Below are 19823 nucleotides of genomic sequence, written 5' to 3'. Positions count from 1 at the left end.
GGGCCCATAGCTCAGTTGGTTAGAGCAGAGGACTCATAATCCTTTGGTCGTAGGTTCAAGTCCTACTGGGCCCACCATATTCAAACCCTTACAGTCATTGACTTGTAAGGGTTTTTTATTGTCTAAAATTTATGCGAACGCATGGACTTAGTTGGTTTTTTGATACTATCTTGATACTTTGACCCTTATAGTAATTAAAGTATGATACTACTAACACTATGGTTATATACTGCTGCATGGGTGATATATGAAGGTTAAACTTACCAAAAAATTTATAGATTCAGTAGACTATACCGCTAAAGGTACTGAAATCTATATGGACGATGTGTTAACTGGTTTTGCGCTACGTGTGGGCAAACAATCCAAACGTTATACATTACATAAGCGTATTAACGGAAAGCTATATAGAGATGAAGTGGAAGAAACGCACTTGATTACGCTAACCGAAGCACGTGAAAAAGCCAGCATAATGATGGCTAATATAAAAAAAGGTCTGCATGTTTATGACGGGCTTCATGAGGTCTTGGAAGAGCCGAAAGATAAGACCAATAATGTACCAACACTGAGAGATGCATATACCTACTTTAAATCAGCAAAGACTAGCTTAGCTAAAGGCACTATTGACACTTATGATGGTCAAATACTAAACAAGCTAGATGATTGGCTAGATATATCTTTAAATGATATATCTTTAAATGATATATCTAAGTCAATGATAAGTGATAAGCATAAAGAGATAAGCAAGCATAGTAAAGCTCAGGCTAACGCAACTATGAGAGCTCTAAGGTCAGTTTGGAATTATTGTCGTGATAGCTTTTTAGATGATAACGAAGACTTTTTAATTAAAGAGCAACCAGTACGCATACTTAACGCCAAGAAAGATTGGAATATAATTAAGCCGCGTACTAAACATGTTGAAGAAGAATATTTAGGTATGTATCTCAAAACACTTTTAAATTATGTTGATAGAAGCTCACACCTGCAAGCGCCCCATAGCAATAATGCACGAGATATCATGCTACTTTTTATGTTCACTGGTGTGCGTTTAAATGAAGCGCAGCCCTTAAAGTGGTCTGACGTCGACCTTATAGCTGGCAGGATAGTATTCAAAGCTACAAAAAATGGTTCTAATTATCATATGCCTACTAGTGATATCTTACAAGCTCTGCTTGAAGAAAGATTCAGATTAAGCGCTGGCAAGCAATGGGTATTCCCGAGCAACTTGAAAGCTAGCGATGACCATATAAAAGATTTAAGCCGTAGTTATAAGGCCATAAGTAATCAAACAAACTTCTATATTACACCACATGATTTGCGCCGCACTTTTGGAACGGTAGCTAATAACTCAAGCATCAGCTATCCAGTCCTTAAACGCTTGCTCAATCACCGTGAAGCTAAATCAACCGATGATGTTACCCTACAATATATCCAAGTGTCACAGCGGCAACTAAGAGACGCTTCAAATTCAATAGAGTCTTTCTATTGTCAGCATGCTGGCATGACACAAGATGAAATCATCAGTAAATATTACTAACCTACTAACATTTCAAGAAGAGTACTCTAAAAATATCGTCAACTAATTTAGTAAGAACGAGCCGTGATGGCGACCAGTTACACTACCTATATTCATTTGTAATAGCTCTATGATTGTTTGCAAGAGTTTAACCAACGCAATTAGCGCTTCTCTGTGATGGGTTTTACTACTACTCTATTTTATAAGCAGTATACTTCTTAGTATGATAAATTGGACTGTCATAGCTGTGAGAGCAGTCATTGTTTGATCGTGCTTTACGTTCAGTTTCGGGTACGCTGTGTTTGACTAAATATAATGATAAATATTTGGTGGTGTTCTAAAAAGTATGCTGGCGATAGAAGTCAATAAGAAATCTATGCTAAGTTCTCTGATTCTATAGGGCTTTCAAGGCTTCAAAAATTGTTCAAGTTTTAATCAGCATACTTTTTGACACACCACCCAAAAATAATACACTAGAGACGTTAATGTTTACTCGATTTAGTCAGTTCAATGGTGCTAAACGGTTTGCAAATGGGGACTGGTCTGAGATTAGTTTGATATTACCAATTATCGATAAGCTTGTGCGTGAAGGAGGTTGGGTAAGCGTTGTTATGAAGAACTTTGTACAATTATGTGAGCATGCCAAAAATGACTATCCCGCTGAGCTTTTCGCAGATCAAGTCTTAACCGTCATATCTAAGCCTAAGCTTGTAGGCTGGCAAGGTAGCACGCTATATTCAAAAATTGCTGAATTAGTTCAGTTTTTCGCAGAAAGAGATAACCCTTTGGATTTAGAGACTGGTCAAAAGCTCTTACGAATTATTGACTGGCTGATTGATCAAGGTGATAGACGAAGTGCTTCACTACAACAAAGCGAATTGTTTAGAAGCATCAAGGTTAATTGAATAAGCTAGCTATAAATAGCTCTAAACTCTATACTTTATTTGTTGTTAGTACCATTAACAAATAACCTAGATATTTAAGCACGCCCGATGACGCATAATAGTGATTAGTGGTAGCCAAGTTTTTGTCAGAGTGTTTACGTTTTTTCTGTACTACCCTTACCTCATAGCCATGAAAACTCTCACGTGCACCGACACGTATTGAGCTGTTCAGACCTAAGTCTTTTTTAACATCACTTACAACTTGCTCACTATATGTCCTAACTTGCCAATGATTGGCATCAATAAGCTGACAACCTACTAGCATAAAACTCTGTAGCATCTCAATCTGGGTCTCCTTAATACCAAAATGGATCGATGAGTTATTTAAGTTATGCTTATGCGCAAATATCTCAATAAATACTCTCAACTTCTCAGGATCCTTTATAGACATCTGATATGCCCTATCTAATGCTCTAATGATTACTTCCTGATTCTTACTACCTTTAGGCCTACCTAGTAATAGCCTGTCATCGTCGAACAGCTGACTAGCGCGCAGGTATAAACATTTAGATTCATTTAGACTTATACCATGTCTAATAGCAACTTCAGGTAACAGCTCATCTCGAGAGTTTTCTTTTAACTCCTGCAGCTCCTCTAGAAAACCTATGACGTCCGCATATTTAGGGTGAATAAAAATTGAATTTGTATTCGACTCTTTCAATTCATTCAAACTACTATTTAACAGTGGCTGGCTAGCATTGCTATCAGGTTCATCTGCATTCTTAAATAATGGTGTTTTATTAACAGCCGTTTTTTTAAGGAAATATGGTCTTATCTTATTTAATTGCACAGTCTTTGTCGTTGCATCATAAGCAGTTTTGTCTTGTCTATAGATAGCAGAGTAATCTAGATCTGTTATTAACTCTAAAACTGTTATAGGTAGCTCCAAGCAAGCATTACTCAGCCGCTCCCCTGCCAGCAGATGAGCAGTATGAATATAATACTCGAAGGTTGTGTCGCACGTTAAATGTCCTGCAAAGCTGGCCAGTCCAAACCAGGATCCTTGTTCCTTGTGATAGCCAAGGACCCCTTTTATTACTTTTTCGCACTGCTCATTATCATAATCAGTCATCACCTGTGCCAATGGCGACTTACTTAGTACTAACGCCAGCTGACTAATCGCAGTATGCCTAAAGCTGTGAAATGTGAAATCGTGCTCTCCTAGCAATCTGTCCCAAATTAACTTCATGAGATTACTGAAAATCACACTGGGTAACGGCTGATCACCTGAACCTTGAGAAAACAAGTAACGACGCTTCAACCTTTTCTGCTGACGATATAACTGAGTAAATTGTTTTAACTCGTCTTTCTTAAGTAGGCAGTTAATGGGTATAAGGCGGCTTGCGCTGCTACTTTTCAATCTCCGATAGCGATTTGGTCTTAACCATATTTGCGGCTGCTCTATTCGTTGTCCATGTTCATCAATATAGATGTCAGCTATATCACGAACTTTAACACCGATAAGTTCTTTAATTCGCAACCCTGTTCGATACGCAAGACTTAACACTACTAAGCACAGGTTTTTCTGTTCATCGTCTAAGCCCGAATTGACCAAATACTCTTTCATCGCATGATATATCCGAGGTGATATCATGTTCGCATTTACCACTTGGCGTTTATTACCCCATGGGAAATGCACAAACGGCGTATTATAGGATGCTCGCTGATAATCATGGAAAGCTCGTAGTCTGCCGTAAGTAAATTTTTGAGTATCTTTGAGCTTATCCAGATATGAAACTTTGTTTTTGTTTATATGCTCATTCTTTAAGCCATTGAGACTACATTGACTTATCACATCGTCTGCACAGCCAACTAAATCATCATCTGTATCTAGATTGTCTTCACCAAAGCCTGAGTTTTTGTTCAAAATAGACCGCTTTCTTCCATCCTTAATCTTACTTTGAATGATCTCCTCATATACAGCTTCAAAGTCCTCACCAGACCATTCATCAAGATTCTCATCCATTGTTAGCATCAGCCAATCCCGACCAATACATCCCAGATATTTACTAATGGTATCTAACCTGTTATTACTATCACTCAACAAGCTATTGACCCATCCTAAAAGACGCGTAGCATTAGGTTGAGTAAACTCCTGCTGCAACAGCTCTAGTTTTACAATAGCTGGGGCTTTACTGCCCTTAAGGGCATCTTGAACCTCTTTAATAAGATTCTTACTAAAACTTGGATACTCCCTACTATTGGTGCCTTTTTCGTCAGATTCTGAAAAGCTTGCTACAAATAACTCTTCCCAAGTAAGCGGCTGTAGATTTGAGTTAATCACCTCTTGATTATAATTAATAAGCTTATTTGTGGTTAAGCCCGTCGTTTTAATCTTGCCCTGTCTAACAATAGCCAGTGCAGTGTCTATATCGCCTCCCTTCATCTGCCGCCAATGATAGTCAGCGTACTTTATTAACTGTGATAAATGCGGTTTACTTTTATCTTTATTTTGTAGTTTTAGCTTCTTACAAATCTCATTAATAATGATTTCAAACGACTTCACATCTTCTTTTTTTAACTTTTTATCTTTTAGCACGTATAAAAAGCAAAGTGTCATATCATCAGGTATGTACTCTACATAGCGCTGTAAGCTTGTAGCAGATACATCCTCTGAGGTATGACTTTGCGTATAAGAACAACCGTAATTGTCATCATCAATACTGAGCAAGATTAGCGCCAAACTCTCGCTGCTGACACCTGAATCTGGTAATTCATCAGTTGCTGGTAGCTGCAATTGATATATGTCACGTTCGCCTAGGAGCCATTGATACAGTGCTTTTAACACATCTATGTCATTCAATCCCCCATACATCACGCTACAGTAGAGCACTGACTCAATCAAATCATTGTTTGAGAACCTTCTTTTCCGTTGCCATATCTCAATTATTTGCTGGCTAGCAAGGCTTACTTGAGCACCACTTACCATCCAATCATAGGATATTGTTAAATGATCACGCTCTGCTATGACTGGCACAACTGGTTCATCCATACTCAGTTCATGAGATTTGTTATAACTCCGTATGTATTCTAAAAATCCTTGTCTGGCTAAGTGATAGCTATGCGCAGTATCAAAATGCACCTCAAGTATGCTACCAATGGTTTGATAGTATTCAGTTAGGTCTGTTCCTGTGAGTATGTGATTGTCATCAACATACGAAGCTATCAAAAATTTTGCCTCATTTTTGATACTCTCATGACTCTTGCTTTTATTTTCTTCTCTTAACTGATGAGCAACGGCATTATCCATATATATTCACCTCAACTTGTCGTAGGTTAAGCTCAACTGCAACTTTCTCTAAGTCAGCGGATAACGCTTTTAGCTCATTAATGGATAATGACGACATGGGATGCATAGCCTCCTGATCTGGATGTTCATGACCATATAGGGCGCAGATCAAATGCTCAGGGGACCTATTCGTTAGTAGTGAGCGTAATTGATGTCTAAGCCAGTTGTCTTGGTGACTAAAAAAGTGTTTTATCTGATAGCGAACCTTACTAGGTTTAATACCGGTAAAGCCTTTGGGATTTTGGCTAAATAGCTGAATGAGTGGCTGACTAGAGTTCAAAATTTTATTTATAGGAAATTGGTCATTGGGATATATAGAATTATGCATGACCGCAAATTGCTTGATATATTTAATATAATTTTGAATCGCTGTGATTAAGAAATCACTAAGAGGAATAAGCCTTCCCTGCCCTTGTCCCTGACGCTCTTCTTTATCCGACACCCATAACAGCCTTTGCCTAAAATCAAATTGATTTAAAAGCCCAGGCGCATGCTTTACGGGTCTAATCCCAGTCTGAATAAAGATGATGTGCCATAACCAGACACCATAAGCATTAAACTGCTCAATATAACGGTCCTGCCTTATGCTTACGTTCCGCTTTAATCGACCGTTATAACTCTCAGTTGCTTCAGCAAGCTCATCAAAAAATCTTTGGCAGATATCAATATTTAAAGTCATGTCACTACCAATATATTTTTTATAACGATTGCTTTTCGTGCTAGACATACTAAGCTGTCGTAGCTCACCTTGGCTGTCCGCAGTACAGTATTCGGTCAATAGTTGTATGGCGCTGTAGTAAGTCTTCTCTAAGCTTATTGTCTCAATACTGGTGTAGTACAAGGGCGAGCTGTGTTTCACATCAACTCCAGTAATCATGTCGGCATGTAATGGCTCTTGCAGCTCATTCTTTATAACTGTATATAAACAAGCGTCAATATGCTGATTTGATAACACCGGTAGCTCTAGTTGCACTTTCAAGCTTGCCAGCACTTCAGACACTTCATCGCCATCCACCGAAAACTTATTTTCAATAACTGCTTGTAGCCTCGCTGGCAGAGGTAATTTAAATTCATTATCATGGCTTTGACGATGTGGCAATAAGTGGCTTCTACGATTTGAAGTTACGTTAATAGTATTACTCATAGCATAACTATCAGCAGCCGAACCGCTTTCATGACTCAACCACTTGCGCTGACTTTTATCCAATGCCAGCTCATAAATCACGTCTTGGACCTTCCGACCACTTAGCATTGATAGTAATATAACGGCATAAACCCGACGCTGTTTATAGCTGACAACGCCAAAAAGCTGCCACACCCGAGCAAATAACATCTGATAGCTCAGTAGACTTAGTTGACGTAAATTAGTAGGAAAATGAAACTGGTTACGGCGGGCATGTCGATATTTATTTTTTAGCTTCCATTGCTGCAATTCTGAGGATTTAGCGGTTGTACTGGAAGGCTTAAAATCATTATCTAAGAGCGCAGGCGGGTCATCATCAGCAATATTCTCAGCGTCCGATACGTTATCATTTTTATGGGGTCTACCAAATATTGTGACTCGTATTGGCTCATCAGCACTATTAAGGTATCGCTTATTAGTGTGTTCTTTACTAAGCTCATTGTTTTGTGAGCTGGTATAGGTTTTACTTACAAACGCTTTGTTCTCTGCAACTACTTCATAGGCAAGTCTTATTTGACCAATTTTACCAGCCAACTTTTGATTAACCACTTTGCCTGACTCTTCATCACTTCTTATCTTAGCTTCATATACGCGTAATGCTGCTAGTGCCTTCGTCAGTGAAACATGTTGAGCATGGATATCAATCAGTTTTTTAACAATCTCAGCTTGTGGGTTATTAGGCTTCAACCCCATCCTTAGACGCACACTTAGCTGACCGACTTTTACAGAGTGTTCATCCTTACGTATAGCAATCATAATGATTATTTGCAGATATGCACTCATAAACTGCCATGCTTCATCATCCCTACGTGCTTGACCATACCTCTGGTAAAACAAGACCAGCATATAAGTGACTGCCCAATTCTCAATTTTTTTCTCTTTGACGACTTTCCTGGCGATAGCTTCACATTCAGACGATGTAAATACTGGCATATCTAGGCTGGCTTGCTCACCAATATGTAGGCAGAGGCCTGGATTAATATAAAGAGTATTAATAATCAGACTTTGTATTTTTATAAAGTACGGTGAATCAAGTGGCACTAGACGATCTAAAACCGTTTGTAATTCGCTGTTATCAAACTGCTTTATATTCATTAGGGTGCACCACTCAACCAGCTCATACTTTGAGGAATACCTAGAACTCGATCTTCTAGTGCAAACTTACATTGGCGATATTCATAACTACTCTGGCTAATACCTGCAAAATGGCAATACTCCTTTACAGTCAGTTGCCTAACCCCCATGAGCTGGCATATCACACTTTGAGGTGCAGTGCATTTAAGTGCTTTAAACAAATCAGGATGGTGAATACCTTTCAAGAACATCAAGTTTATAACCTCCATCCATGCGAGCTGCTGAACATCTTTAATACTTTCAGGGATTATTAAGCATGGGTGATCGCTATCATTCTCGAACCTTAAAACCTGATCGACTCTTTGGAAATCATTAAAGAAATAAAAAGCATCGTCCCCTCCATCAACCAAGCGCAGGGGTGGACGGTAGAAATTATCCAAAAACTTCATATTGATATAAGTCGTTTTAGGTCTCAATCTCTGCCAAACACATAAAGCGGCTTTAGCATACGGATGTACATACAAATCATCCTTACTAGGATTGGCAAGTTTTTGCCCAACCTTAAGTTTATTATTTTTCATTAATTATAAAATAATAGTGAATATAATTCATGTTATCAAATAATCACTTAGGTGTCAAACGCTTTAGTATTGTGGAGCTTAATATCATAAAATAATCGTTATTATTAAATAGTTAGAATTATTACAGGCACGAAAAAACCTCTTAAGACTATAAAGAATATAGCTTTAAGAGGTTGTTGATTTTTATACTTTTATTAGCTGAGAAGGTTAAACTTGGAGTTTTATCCTATCGTCTATTTGGACTGCATCGTCGTGAAGATACGTCAAGACAAGCAGATCATCAACAAGGCTATCTATCTGGCGCTAGGCGTGGGACTTGATGGTAAAAAAGAGCTGCTTGGTATGTGGCTCTCAGAGAATGAAGGGGCTAAGTTCTGGCTGGGTGTTCTCACTGAGCTACAAAACCGCGGGGTACAAGATATCCTCATTGCCTGTGTCGACGGCTTAAAGGGCTTCCCCGATGCCATTAACACTGTTTATCCAAATGCTCAGGTTCAGCTTTGCATTGTTCATATGCTGCGTTATTCAATGAAGTTCGTACCGTGGACGGACAAAAAGGCCGTAGCGGCTGATTTAAAGGCAATTTATGGTGCGGATACTATAGAGATAGCAGAGGCCAACCTTGAGCACTTTGATGAAGTATGGGGTAAAGAGTACCCGCATGTCATCAAGTCTTGGCGCAATAACTGGGAGGGCTTAACGGTGTTCTTTGGTTATCCTAAAGATATCAGAAGAGTGATCTATACCACCAATGCGATAGAGTCGCTAAACAGTGTGATTCGAACGGCGGTGAATAAGCGTAAGGTGTTTCCCTCTGATCAGGCAGCGTTTAAAGTGGTATATCTAGCAACACAGCAGGCATCCAAGAAGTGGTCGATGCCGATTCGTAACTGGACGTCTGCTTTAAATCGCTTTATGATTATGTTTGATGATCGTATCAGTAAGCATTTAATCTAAACGGCAGTTACACAGAATCTGGGATGGGTTCGGAGAAGGTTCTGGTTGATGCCATGGTCTCGAGCGATACTGGCAATTGATCGACCTGAACCTTCAGCTTCTTGTACTAAAAGTTCTTTAAACTCAGCACTGTAAGTTCTTCGTTTGGGTTTGTTAGGTGGTTGTGTTGTCATGTTAGTGTCCACGATTATTAATCGTGGACACTATCTCGCATTTTTTAAGTGAGGAAAAGATGGGATGGTCGGATGCTTACCTTGAACTATAGTATATAGATGCCTCATCACCAGACAACAATCCTTCAACAGCTTCTGTTACATAGGCCATGGATTCCAGTGGTAAAGCTTGCACACTCTGCATCCCTAAAAATAACCCTTTAGTATCATGAGCTTTTGCAAGTTGACTAACAAGCTTGTGTGTAGCTACTTTTATCAAATCTGATTCAGATTCTCCTGCTGATATATTTTAGCAGTTAATCTCTATTTCTAATTGTTCTTATTTTTCGGGGGGATTACCGCTCCTTTAGTAACACATCATCATCGATATGATCATCAGCAGAATTAAAACCTGTGAGATAGATCATATTGTCAATAAAGATCAGTCCTAGTGTCTGGGAGACACTTGCCCGAAGCGCAAGACGTAAGGCTATGGCTATAGTGGAATATGATTTTATCATCGAGACCTGAGATACGGGTTTGATGCTTACTAACGAGTACAGGCTCAAAGCTGCCACCGCGGTCTCTTGGGGTGGAGATCTCAAGCTCGCCTGTGTCGCTACGGACTCTCTTTTTAGTGTGCCCATTGCGCTTATTAGGCTTGTCTGCCTTTTCATGCTTGGGGTAGCCGAGATGCTCTTCCATTTCTGCTTCTAGGGCAGTATCGATAAAAGATTGCATGAGCTGCTTCTGGAAGTCTTTGATGTCATCGAAGCTTTTCATACTGCTGGCCATTTGTTCAGCCAGTTTCTTAATGTCAGATTGGTTAGTCATTGCTTATTCTCCTGTTAGTGGATTATAAGCAGTTACACAGTTTTTAGGAAAGGCTCTGTTATTTTTTCCTTAACTTAGCACTAATGAGTTTACGCCGATGCTCTTGCGCAGCGTTATAGCGATGAGCTTTCGCCAGCTCGATCTCTTCATGAGTCTGAATTAGATCAGACCGCATGATGAGCGCTTCATCCATATTGATCGTATCGACAGTCATAGCATTACCTATGAGAATTGAACGTAATACTTTATTTGCATTACTCTCAGCAAGACTTTCAATCACAGCAACGCATCTATCAACGTCTGCCAACTGTAGCTTGATGAACATCTGAGCATCGTAATAAGACTTAGAGTATCCCTTACTCACTGCCACACACCATAACGCCACTAATGCCTCAGGGCTGGCGACGGGTACATCAACCATACCAAATATCTCTTTAGATATAGGCTGATTAAATGTAAGACCTTTAGGGGTGATTTGGAATGAAAATGCGAGAGGATATTTTTTAGTCTCATCACTATCATCTTTGACAGCAATGATTAACTGTTGGTAGGCATTCCATATAAAATCAATTCCATGCTCTTTAAGGACGCTTTCAAGTTTACAGCAGTCATTTTCAGAGATCATGAAATTAATATTGGTGGTCGCACGAGGAGGTGCATACTCTGAGTATGCAACTGTGCCAATAATCACATACTCAATGTTTTCTTCTGACAGAACATAAATGAGCTGTTTAAATAATTTTTGGTATTTATTCATTCGGCTATCTGATTCAAACAATCTTAGAAATGCCATTGACTCACTCATATCATATCTACCCGCCAAGTTTTATATCAGTTATTGTCAGTTGTTAGTCATCATTTTACAGAACTTCTAATAGGATTATTTTCTCGCTTTATCATCACATTAAACCATGCATCTTTACAGTCGGCTCTTTTATCGGCCGACAACAATATATCGCATTCAATCACTTGCGGTATTTTAGCAACAATGGTTGCCCAACGTGCTTCATTCATATCACAAAAGAAGCGCTCATTATCTATTCGCTCCCCTTCACCATATTTAAATGATAAATACATCACTCCATCATCAGTTAAGGTTTCTAACAATGACTGTATAATGCAAGGTAGCTCGAAAAAAGGTACGTGTAGCAATGAAGCGCAAGCCCAAATGCCAGTGAACTTATTTTCCCAAGCCTGATTTTCAATACTGCTAAAATCTAAGTGAACCCAAGTAATTCTGCTCGACATATGATGTTGCCGAGCCCACTGAATTAACTCGGCGCTGGCATCTATCGCTGTTACTTCATAACCTTGTTTAGCAAAGTAATTTGCATCCCTACCTGAGCCACAGCCCACGTCTAAAATACGTTGCGTATCTCTTTGAGGGAGCTGATTAATAAATAGCTCGTATAAATCATGCATATCTATGCTTACCGTTTGCATGGCAAATTCAACGGCATTTTCATCATAATAATTAAGAGTACTTTTGGAGACTTGTTTGGTCATAAAGTGGCATATCTATTTGTCAGGCTCTAAGCTGTGGTAGTGCATCAGGATTAATTGGCCGCAACTTTATGCTTGGTTGTGGCGACCAGACCAAATCTTCATGTTCTACCGCTATTTGATAAGCCCACTGGCTAATCGTCTCTGAGCGTTGCTGATTGGTTATAAAGCCTAGGGTTTTTGCTTGCTGTTCAATCGTATAACCGTATTGCTGATTGCGTTTTAACCACTTCTCATAAAATAACTCTTCAGCAAGATAATCACGTTTGCTGTTGTTGCACCTATGATCAGTGAGTACAAAGTTGTGAGTGGTATCAATGGGGTATTTCGACCAAGGAATGAAATGATCGACCTCGATATTATTTTTTAAAGCTTTATGGCAATAGAAGCACTGCCCTTGTTGGGTGTCAATCAATATGGACTCTAATACTTTTAAGTTTTGTCTTGATTGATGAAATAGAAATTGTTGCAGGTCAATATCATCGCTAAAGTAAGGTTGATTGTGACGGTTTTTACGCACAAACTCAGTCCAGTATTGTTGGCAGAGTTTATGGATTATCTGACTGAAACGGTTAAAGCAATATGCGATTCCAGGCATCAATACTATCGCGTTTGCTTTAGGATTATAAACATATAAAAATTCGCGACTGACCTTATCTTGGGCACTTTGTAAATACTTTGCAGGATTGTTCTTAATGGTCTGAGCAACCTCTTTAATCGTTGACTGCCACTTTTTAATACTACGCTTTCGAGCTACACCTATGCTGGTAGTTTTAGTCTCTTGTTGCAACTTCAGTATGCTAGTAATAACCTTAGCTTGACCCCCTACATTACTCTGTTTCAATACAGAGTCATCATCTTGATATGAAAACGGCAGCGTTTGTGTCCAGTAAAGCTGTACAAACTGCTCAGCTAACTCTTCATATGACATACTGCGCTCGCTATTATCACTAATAGCTGATTCTATAGAAAGGTTTGTAATCGCCATTAATAAAGCGAATTTATAAGTAGAGGTGTAAGAGCTAGACTCAAGTAACCATTGAATGCGTCTTAGAAAGTTAAGCTGAAAATCGGCTGTAGGCACTATGAGTATCCTTTAAAACATATCAGTATAATATAATTTTGCAAAGCCTTCATAGGCATGGCGACTGGCACTTTATAGAATCTTATAAAGCTATTCATCTTACTAAAAATTAAATTGAACGGTAACTATCCTGAGTATGTCGGAAACATTTTTACTTGAGTCAGGCAGCTTAATTCTATTTATTAGGTGTCTTAAGTTTGGGAGGGTTACCTCTTCACGACGATGCAGTCCAAATAGACGATAGGATAAACACTGCTCAGTGGCCGGTTCTGCCAAGCGGTGATGTCGTCTAATATATTATCGGTGACTCTTGAAACTAAGCTGCTTGAGATGTCGACATCGTAGAGCTCTTTAATGCTCTCTACAATCTCGGTGGTGGTTTGACCCTTGGCGTATGAGCGAGGATAAGCAAGTGTGTGGGGCACACTTGCTCGAAGCGCAAGACGGAAGGCTATGCCTGTAGTGACGATATGATTTTATCATCGAGACCTGAGATACGGGTTTGATGCTTGCGCACGAGCGTAGGTTCAAAGTCACCATCACGGTCTCTTGGGGTGGATATCTCAAGATCGCCTGTGTCACTGCGGACGGTCTTTTTAGTGTGCCCATTGCGCTTATTAGGTTTATCGGCTTTCTCATGCTTAGGATAGCCGAGATGATCTTCCATCTCAGCCTCTAAGGCAGTGTCGATAAAAGATTGCATGAGCTGCTTCTGGAAGTCTTTGATGTCATCAAAGCTGTTCATGCTACCAGCCATTTGCTCGGCCAGTTTTTTGATGCCAGATTGAGTAGTCATTGCTTATTCTCCGGTTAGTGGATTATAAGCAATTACACAGTTTTTAGGAAACCCTCGGCTAGGCAACGATTTATACAAGAAACCTATTTATAAAATCTTTTTATATCAAATCAATCTTTCTCATTGAGACCTAACATTTTCAATAGCACTCATTAATCTGCGATTCGTTTCAAAGGTATCAATGAACATTATAGAATAGCTAGAATCTAAAGAATCGATAGTTTGCTTTAGCTCTGTACTCATATTTATTACATCCCAAAAGGGATGGATAATAACAAATGCTTCAGAGCTAGCCGTGCTAGAGTTATGTAGTACAACCGGAAGGTTTAATGGGCCTATGCTGACAATTTCACTTTTATATGGATCTAATCGTTGAATATCCTGTGCAGCATTTTTGGCAAGCTCAGGCCAGTCTTCAAGCTCAGGATAATTAGTAAAATCTCCATCCAAACCTACTCGATGTGTACGATCAAATAAGCATCTTAGGAAACTAAGCCCTAACCGCCAATCTAGTAGACCATGATACCCCCTATTGCCATAACGTTGAATACAACGATAGCAGGAGCGATGACATTCTTCACGATGCGTACTTTCAAAAAAACCACCAACCATCGGGTCGGATAGATTGTTTAACATCGAGTCTATAAGCTCTACAATCAGCGGAGGTCTTTCCTCTATATTTTTTGTTAATCTTTGACAGAAGCCCGCACCATTTACCAACATATCAGCTATCTGCAACATGGGCTTTTCTTCACGAAGTCTAGGCTCAAGAGGTTCGAACTCATCTGGTGATATATCTAAAGCTAGAGAAGCTCTCTGAACTATAAGCTGTGTTGCGCTAATAGCTGCAGCTCTCAAGCTTGTCCCTGAGCGTTCTGATTGAGACCCAAGTCTATCCATAGATAAACCATTTGGAATAGACAACATGCTAAGATTTAGAGCATCTGTGCGCTTTCTTGAAAACAACTTTACTTCTTGTACTTCAGGTAATTCAGGTTGTATCTGCCAATATGTAGGATGTTTTTGAGCTTTATCCAATAATATTGCTTGATTCGGAATCCCATTAATAGTTAGCTTAGAGATCCCTTGGCAATACACTTTATTTTGAACTCTTTGGACAACCTCATAGCTTTTGGGACTTCCATCTAAATCTAAAACACCTCTATTTCTTCTGATAATATAAGCTTCCTTACCACTGGCAAGCGACAGGTTTGTTCCTGCGATCTTTTGCATTTGCATAGGTGCAATGATTGCTCCTGTTTCCCGACGTATCATAGGTCGGGGTGGCTCGGTGCCGTCAGATACCTTCGGTTGAAAATCTGTTCTAAAAGCTCTCGGTGAATAGTAGACGCTAAAAGCTTCTTGTGGAATTATTTGTTTGCAATCATCACATTCGATTTTATTATCATTTTGCTTAAGCAGTTTTAGGGCTCCACAAGCGGGACAGTCGGCAATGCTAACTTTATCATTCCACCACTCTTTTTGAGGCTCAGGAATAAGTTTAGCTCCGCCGCGCCCTGGTTGAACAAAACCTAATTGATCAGTAAAGCCAATGCTCTCATGAACTTTTTTATCTCGGATTACTGTTTGTCCTGGAGAGAACTCATAAATAGCCATATCAATTTCGCGATCAACAGAATCCCACTCACACTGATTATCACTAACTGACTCTAAATTTAGATATAAGTTTCTGACTCTGGTGGGCATGCCAAACATTGGTAACAAGCCATTCTCAGCTAAGAACTGTGCTAAACCCATTTCACGGGTACTACCCTCTTTCGCCAAATCATCGATTTCATCAATAAGTTTATCAGTTGTTAAATAAGTTAGAAGATCCTGCTCGCGACTTGCCACTCCTTGACCTAAAGTATGGGCTAATTTCTTAGCGATTGACTGCGTCTGTCTAAGTGCAACCATTAAACGTTGTTTCCAATCTTTGGCTTTGTCATAATAGTCAGTCGTTAAGATAAACTCTCCGTGTATATCAGATGGCATACTGTCACCTGGATAACTGCTATTATCTTCTTCTCTTAGTTGTTTAAAGGCTTCTGTCAACCAAGCCTTTCTCAATAAGCGCAAGCTAATATCAATGTGTTCCACTGTTAAAAAAGGTGGTGGTGGCGCATCTCCTGTGATTGCGTCAGGATGTCGAAAATAGTGAAGATCATGACTACGACCACGGCATAGTGTCATTGCTAGAGAGAATGCTTGTTTACGCCGTCCGGCACGCCCTACACGCTGTTGATAGTTAAAACGTTGCGGCGGCATATTAGCTTGATATACAGCTTGTAAGGCACCAATATCAATACCAACTTCCATTGTTGTGGTAACGGACAGCAAATCGATTTCTTGAGCTTTTTCTTTGATAGGATTGCTATTATCATCAATTAAAATACCTCGAAAACGCCTTAATCGCTCTGCAGATGATTTTGTTTGACCCGTTAACTCTTCACAGTGCAATCTAAATACAGAGTGATCATCTGAAAATGTTTTATCTAATCGTTTAGATATATAGTTACGTTCTCTAAGCTGTTTTGCATTGAGATTTGGCTGGGCAGGCAAGGGTTGATGACAGCGCGTGCATACTCCCGTACCGCGATGTAGATGAGCTCTACTACATGTGGTACATTCATAAACTGGATCATCAGGTTCAGTAAGTTGAATATATAAACGCTCAATTCGTATAACACCACCTGAATGTCCAAGCTTTTCCATTTTTCTTAAAGTATCAGTCATTTTATCTTCACTGATATTAGAAGACTGTATAAAGCCCTTTACTCTTTTACTACTTATAGAGCCACCGTTTACCCACTCTTTAATTGAGTCCGGTTTAACCCATTTGTTAGCTAATACACGATAGTTATCGGCAAAAACTCTTAAGATCGCATTAAGTTCATCTGAGTTTTGCGTATGCTGAGCCTCAAAACAAGGATAACCAATCCCAGTTTCTTCCAAAGCAAAATAGTTACGAGCAAAAATAACATCTTCAATCAAGGTTTGCTGTGCTTTTGCCACAGCATTTTTTGCATCAGTAACTTTTGTACCTTCAATTTTATCATTCCAATAAATTGTTCCGTCTTGCCTCTCTTCAAAATAACTATACCATTCGTTATAATTAATTTTTTCGACGCCTGTATCATCTGTAGGATGTACGCCGATAGTCGCCATTCCTGCTAATAGAGGCTGAGCTTTGAAGTCCGATTCAATAATCCCTTTTTCGTTCGCTTCTAGAATTGTTGCCAGAGCTATACGATTTGAGTGTCCAAATTTATCCGCCTCTTCTTTTAAAGAGTTTAACTTTAAGATACTAGCTAAATCACGTTCCTGTAATGCCTTATTCATTTGCTCCTCAATACTTTCAAGGCTCATAAGCGGCTTTCTATTTATTAAGGCATCGACTAAAATTCTACGTCGTGTGTCATTATGGTGATGGCGTTCGATGTCAACGGCTGCCTTAGCTGCATCTTGTCGACTATCAGAAAATGCAACTGCCTTAGGGCTATTACCAGCTTGTTTGAGTATTTCAAGAACTTCAGTGGCAAGTAGTTGTGATGTTTTAGCAAAACCTGTACGAAAACTACGAATAGGTGACTGACGATATTGTTCACTGCGACGTGAGTAATCTGCTCCACACGCAGGGCAGCAATTGGGCGCTGCAGTCTTTTTCCGTTGCTTGTCTTTAACAGATACATTAATCAAAGTAAAAACTTGTCCTGGAATAAAACCTTCAGGGGTAGCGTTTACTGAGCGTAACTGACCGTTGTATGGGTCTAGCGACATAGGGATCCATGACTCTTTGTTATTATCGCCTTGCTTTACAGGTGCTCTGGAAGGCCAAAATAGAACGAATTCTTCGTGACTAAGATCTTCAATCCCAGCACCAACGCCAAACTCTGGAAGCTTTTCAAGATCTTGGGTTTGGGGGAGGATTTCGATTGGTGAGTTTGATGTATTACGAGAAGCCTTTCCCCGTAATCCGCCAATAAACTCTGTATTACACCCCTCGCATAAAAATAATTCAAATAGCCGCTGAGAACCTTGAAAAGTATTGATATGACTAGTACCGCTTTCAACTGAAACACCTTTATAGGCAAGCTGATCTTGTTGAATTACGGGAGTGGCAAATAAACCTTCTAAGCTTCTTAGAAATAAGTGCTCCCTAAAAGAAATAGCCTCTGAACCGTCTATATCCCCTAACCCCCTGAGGATCATTAAACCACGCAATGCTTTATGATTTTGACGGTCCCCAAAAATTTTTTCTGCCAAAGTTGATATTGATCGAGCTTTAGTTTTTCCCTCTTCATCTGTACAACTAATTGCGAGTCTTGCCGCAACCTCATTCACCATGCCACTAGTTGTGCAAGATTGAGGTAGACCTAAGGTTATTTTGCAAGCACTTAGTAGTTCCTCTAAACGTTCATCTTCATCTAACTTATTTTTTAGCTGACCTAGATAACGACCATCTGGGGCTAGATAATCTACCACTGCCGTAAATGGTCTAGCATCTATATGCTGTTGAGTAATTGGTTTAGGTATATCAGTGATGCCTGAAATAACTGCCTCTACCCAATCCTCAGGTTTTTTGGCTCCTTCACTGTGACTATCTACATAAGTTCCAAACGGCCCAAAGAAATCATAAAGATAGCTCAAGCTTTGATCGCCTTCAGTACCATCTAAGGGCAATGAAGCACTAGACGCTAGTATGCGCAGCTTATGGCGATACTGTGTACGATCTAATCCTAATCGGTTGATCAAAACACGAATGAGAGCCGCCATTTCAGTTCCTGTTGAGCCGCGTATCAAATGCAATTCATCTAAAACTAAGAAGAAATAAGCTTCAGGATCTGTTTCAAGCCACTGTCTGGTTTTATCAAAGATTTGAGCATCAACCTCTCGCGATAGCATAGCATTGAGCATTGAGACATTAGTAATTAGCAAGTCTGGTGGCGTTTCTTGCATATCCCATCGCGTAATGAGTTCTGACCCTATAGGAGATGGAAATAAATAACGTGTTGCATCAGTCTCAGGGTTATTTCTGTCGTACTCCAATGCTTTTCCTTGATCATTAGCCAATGTCGTTAGCATGGTCTTAGTACGTTTCAGACGGCGTTTAGCAGCATTTGTCTCTTTTACATCTCCTTGTTTTCTTGGGTGGTTCAAATAACCAGGAACAGGGCTAGCACTGGTATAACGTCCAAAAAATATTCGATTACCATTTGCTCTTTTATCTAATATCTCTGTAGCCTCTGGCGAGTCTAACATTGTGCGTAAGCGTACCATCTGGTCTTCTACTAACGCATTCATTGGATACAAAATTAATGCGCGCACTGCTTGTGGTCGATTACTGGCCTCACCTTTGCGGTGGTACTCAAACCTATTGCTCTCACGCCACCATTGGTATTGTAAGTAATCTGCTGCTGGGGGTGCCCACTGCGTTGCTTCTGCAGTCAACTCAGCTAAAATAGGTAATAAAAATGACTCTGTCTTGCCAGAACCCGTACCAGATGTAACGATACCAGGGTGACCATTCTTTAATCCACGTTGCAGCATTTGCATTTGGTGAGAATAGGGTGAAAACACACTTTGTCGTAACAATCCGCCTGCAGCTGGCTTGCCAGGAAAAAGTCCAGAAAATACCATTTCAATGATAGCTCGGCGCTGCTCACGATTAAATTTCTTTAACGGGTTATGCTGTTCCTGGTCGTCTAAACAATTTTCTAATGCAATATCGGCTGTTTGGTAGCGCAGAATAGGTTCGATAAAAGGCTCTGGCATTAAATTGCCTGGCTGCCGCAATAAACGCTGTCTTTCTTGACTTAAATCTTCACGACGCAATCGATAAACCGTATCTAAGTAAGAAAGATAAAGTTCTAAAATGTTATAGTAAGCCCCTATTGGATCTAGCATATTATT

11 protein-coding genes, 1 tRNA gene and 2 pseudogenes are annotated in these 19823 nt (G+C 39.7%); 4 read left to right on the top strand and 10 right to left on the bottom strand.

Translation table 11 applies throughout. The features are described 5' to 3' along the window. The 3 genes from ACTXGO_RS00245 (at position 1) to ACTXGO_RS00235 (ending at position 2418) form a co-directional block, all read left to right on the top strand. Positions 1 to 77: transfer RNA gene (locus tag ACTXGO_RS00245), tRNA-Ile, on the top strand. Positions 78 to 247: 170 nt separating this feature from the next. Beyond that, complete coding sequence (locus tag ACTXGO_RS00240) at positions 248 to 1534, top strand: tyrosine-type recombinase/integrase (RefSeq protein WP_443541576.1); 1287 nt, start codon at positions 248 to 250, stop codon at positions 1532 to 1534. A gap of 464 nt (positions 1535 to 1998) precedes the next feature. Beyond that, positions 1999 to 2418, top strand: coding sequence for a hypothetical protein (locus ACTXGO_RS00235; protein ID WP_443541578.1), 420 nt, complete (start codon positions 1999 to 2001; stop codon positions 2416 to 2418). Between the two features lie 28 nt (positions 2419 to 2446). Here the strand turns inward: ACTXGO_RS00235 and ACTXGO_RS00230 are convergent, their stop codons facing one another. From ACTXGO_RS00230 to ACTXGO_RS00220, 3 genes are read right to left on the bottom strand one after another with little or no spacing between them, the layout of a single operon-like run. Next, the gene (locus tag ACTXGO_RS00230) at positions 2447 to 5707 is read right to left on the bottom strand and encodes a site-specific integrase (RefSeq protein ID WP_443541579.1); all 3261 of its coding nucleotides are present in this window, start codon (positions 5705 to 5707) and stop codon (positions 2447 to 2449) included. Next, on the bottom strand, positions 5700 to 8024 hold the full coding sequence (locus ACTXGO_RS00225; RefSeq protein WP_443541581.1) for a hypothetical protein: 2325 nt from the start codon (positions 8022 to 8024) through the stop codon (positions 5700 to 5702). The genes ACTXGO_RS00230 and ACTXGO_RS00225 overlap by 8 nt, the downstream gene beginning before the upstream one ends. Further along, a complete protein-coding gene (locus ACTXGO_RS00220; RefSeq protein WP_192992165.1) occupies positions 8024 to 8584 on the bottom strand; it encodes a hypothetical protein in 561 nt (186 codons plus the stop codon). Before ACTXGO_RS00220 ends, ACTXGO_RS00225 begins: the two co-directional genes overlap by 1 nt. A 198-nt stretch (positions 8585 to 8782) precedes the next feature. On the opposite strand from ACTXGO_RS00220, the gene ACTXGO_RS00215 reads away from it, so the two are divergent. Next, positions 8783 to 9541, top strand: a complete 759-nt coding sequence (locus ACTXGO_RS00215) for an IS256 family transposase (protein WP_443541725.1) — start codon at positions 8783 to 8785, stop codon at positions 9539 to 9541. On the opposite strand, the gene ACTXGO_RS00210 is transcribed toward ACTXGO_RS00215, so the two are convergent. The 7 genes and pseudogenes from ACTXGO_RS00210 to ACTXGO_RS00180 form a co-directional block, all read right to left on the bottom strand. Then, positions 9538 to 9714 carry a transposase gene (locus ACTXGO_RS00210; RefSeq protein ID WP_443541584.1) on the bottom strand — a complete coding sequence of 59 codons (177 nt, stop codon included), beginning with the start codon at positions 9712 to 9714 and terminating at the stop codon, positions 9538 to 9540. The two genes, ACTXGO_RS00215 and ACTXGO_RS00210, sit on opposite strands and share 4 nt — an antisense overlap. 459 nt (positions 9715 to 10173) lie before the next feature. Next, positions 10174 to 10527: pseudogene (locus ACTXGO_RS00205) on the bottom strand (transposase); the annotation flags it as partial. A gap of 58 nt (positions 10528 to 10585) precedes the next feature. Further along, positions 10586 to 11332 carry a hypothetical protein gene (locus ACTXGO_RS00200; RefSeq protein ID WP_443541586.1) on the bottom strand — a complete coding sequence of 249 codons (747 nt, stop codon included), beginning with the start codon at positions 11330 to 11332 and terminating at the stop codon, positions 10586 to 10588. A 50-nt stretch (positions 11333 to 11382) separates the two neighbouring features. Then, positions 11383 to 12033 carry a class I SAM-dependent methyltransferase gene (locus ACTXGO_RS00195; protein WP_443541588.1) on the bottom strand — a complete coding sequence of 217 codons (651 nt, stop codon included), beginning with the start codon at positions 12031 to 12033 and terminating at the stop codon, positions 11383 to 11385. Positions 12034 to 12052: 19 nt separating this feature from the next. Beyond that, positions 12053 to 13114, bottom strand: coding sequence for an HNH endonuclease domain-containing protein (locus ACTXGO_RS00190; RefSeq protein ID WP_443541589.1), 1062 nt, complete (start codon positions 13112 to 13114; stop codon positions 12053 to 12055). A 212-nt stretch (positions 13115 to 13326) separates the two neighbouring features. Continuing rightward, a pseudogene (locus tag ACTXGO_RS00185) lies at positions 13327 to 13910 on the bottom strand (transposase); the annotation flags it as partial. A 120-nt stretch (positions 13911 to 14030) separates the two neighbouring features. After that, complete coding sequence (locus tag ACTXGO_RS00180; RefSeq protein ID WP_443541591.1) at positions 14031 to 19817, bottom strand: DEAD/DEAH box helicase; 5787 nt, start codon at positions 19815 to 19817, stop codon at positions 14031 to 14033. Positions 19818 to 19823 lie beyond the last annotated feature (6 nt).

Source organism: Psychrobacter sp. T6-1, from assembly GCF_052258445.1.
This window is presented reverse-complemented; position numbering and strand designations above follow the sequence as displayed.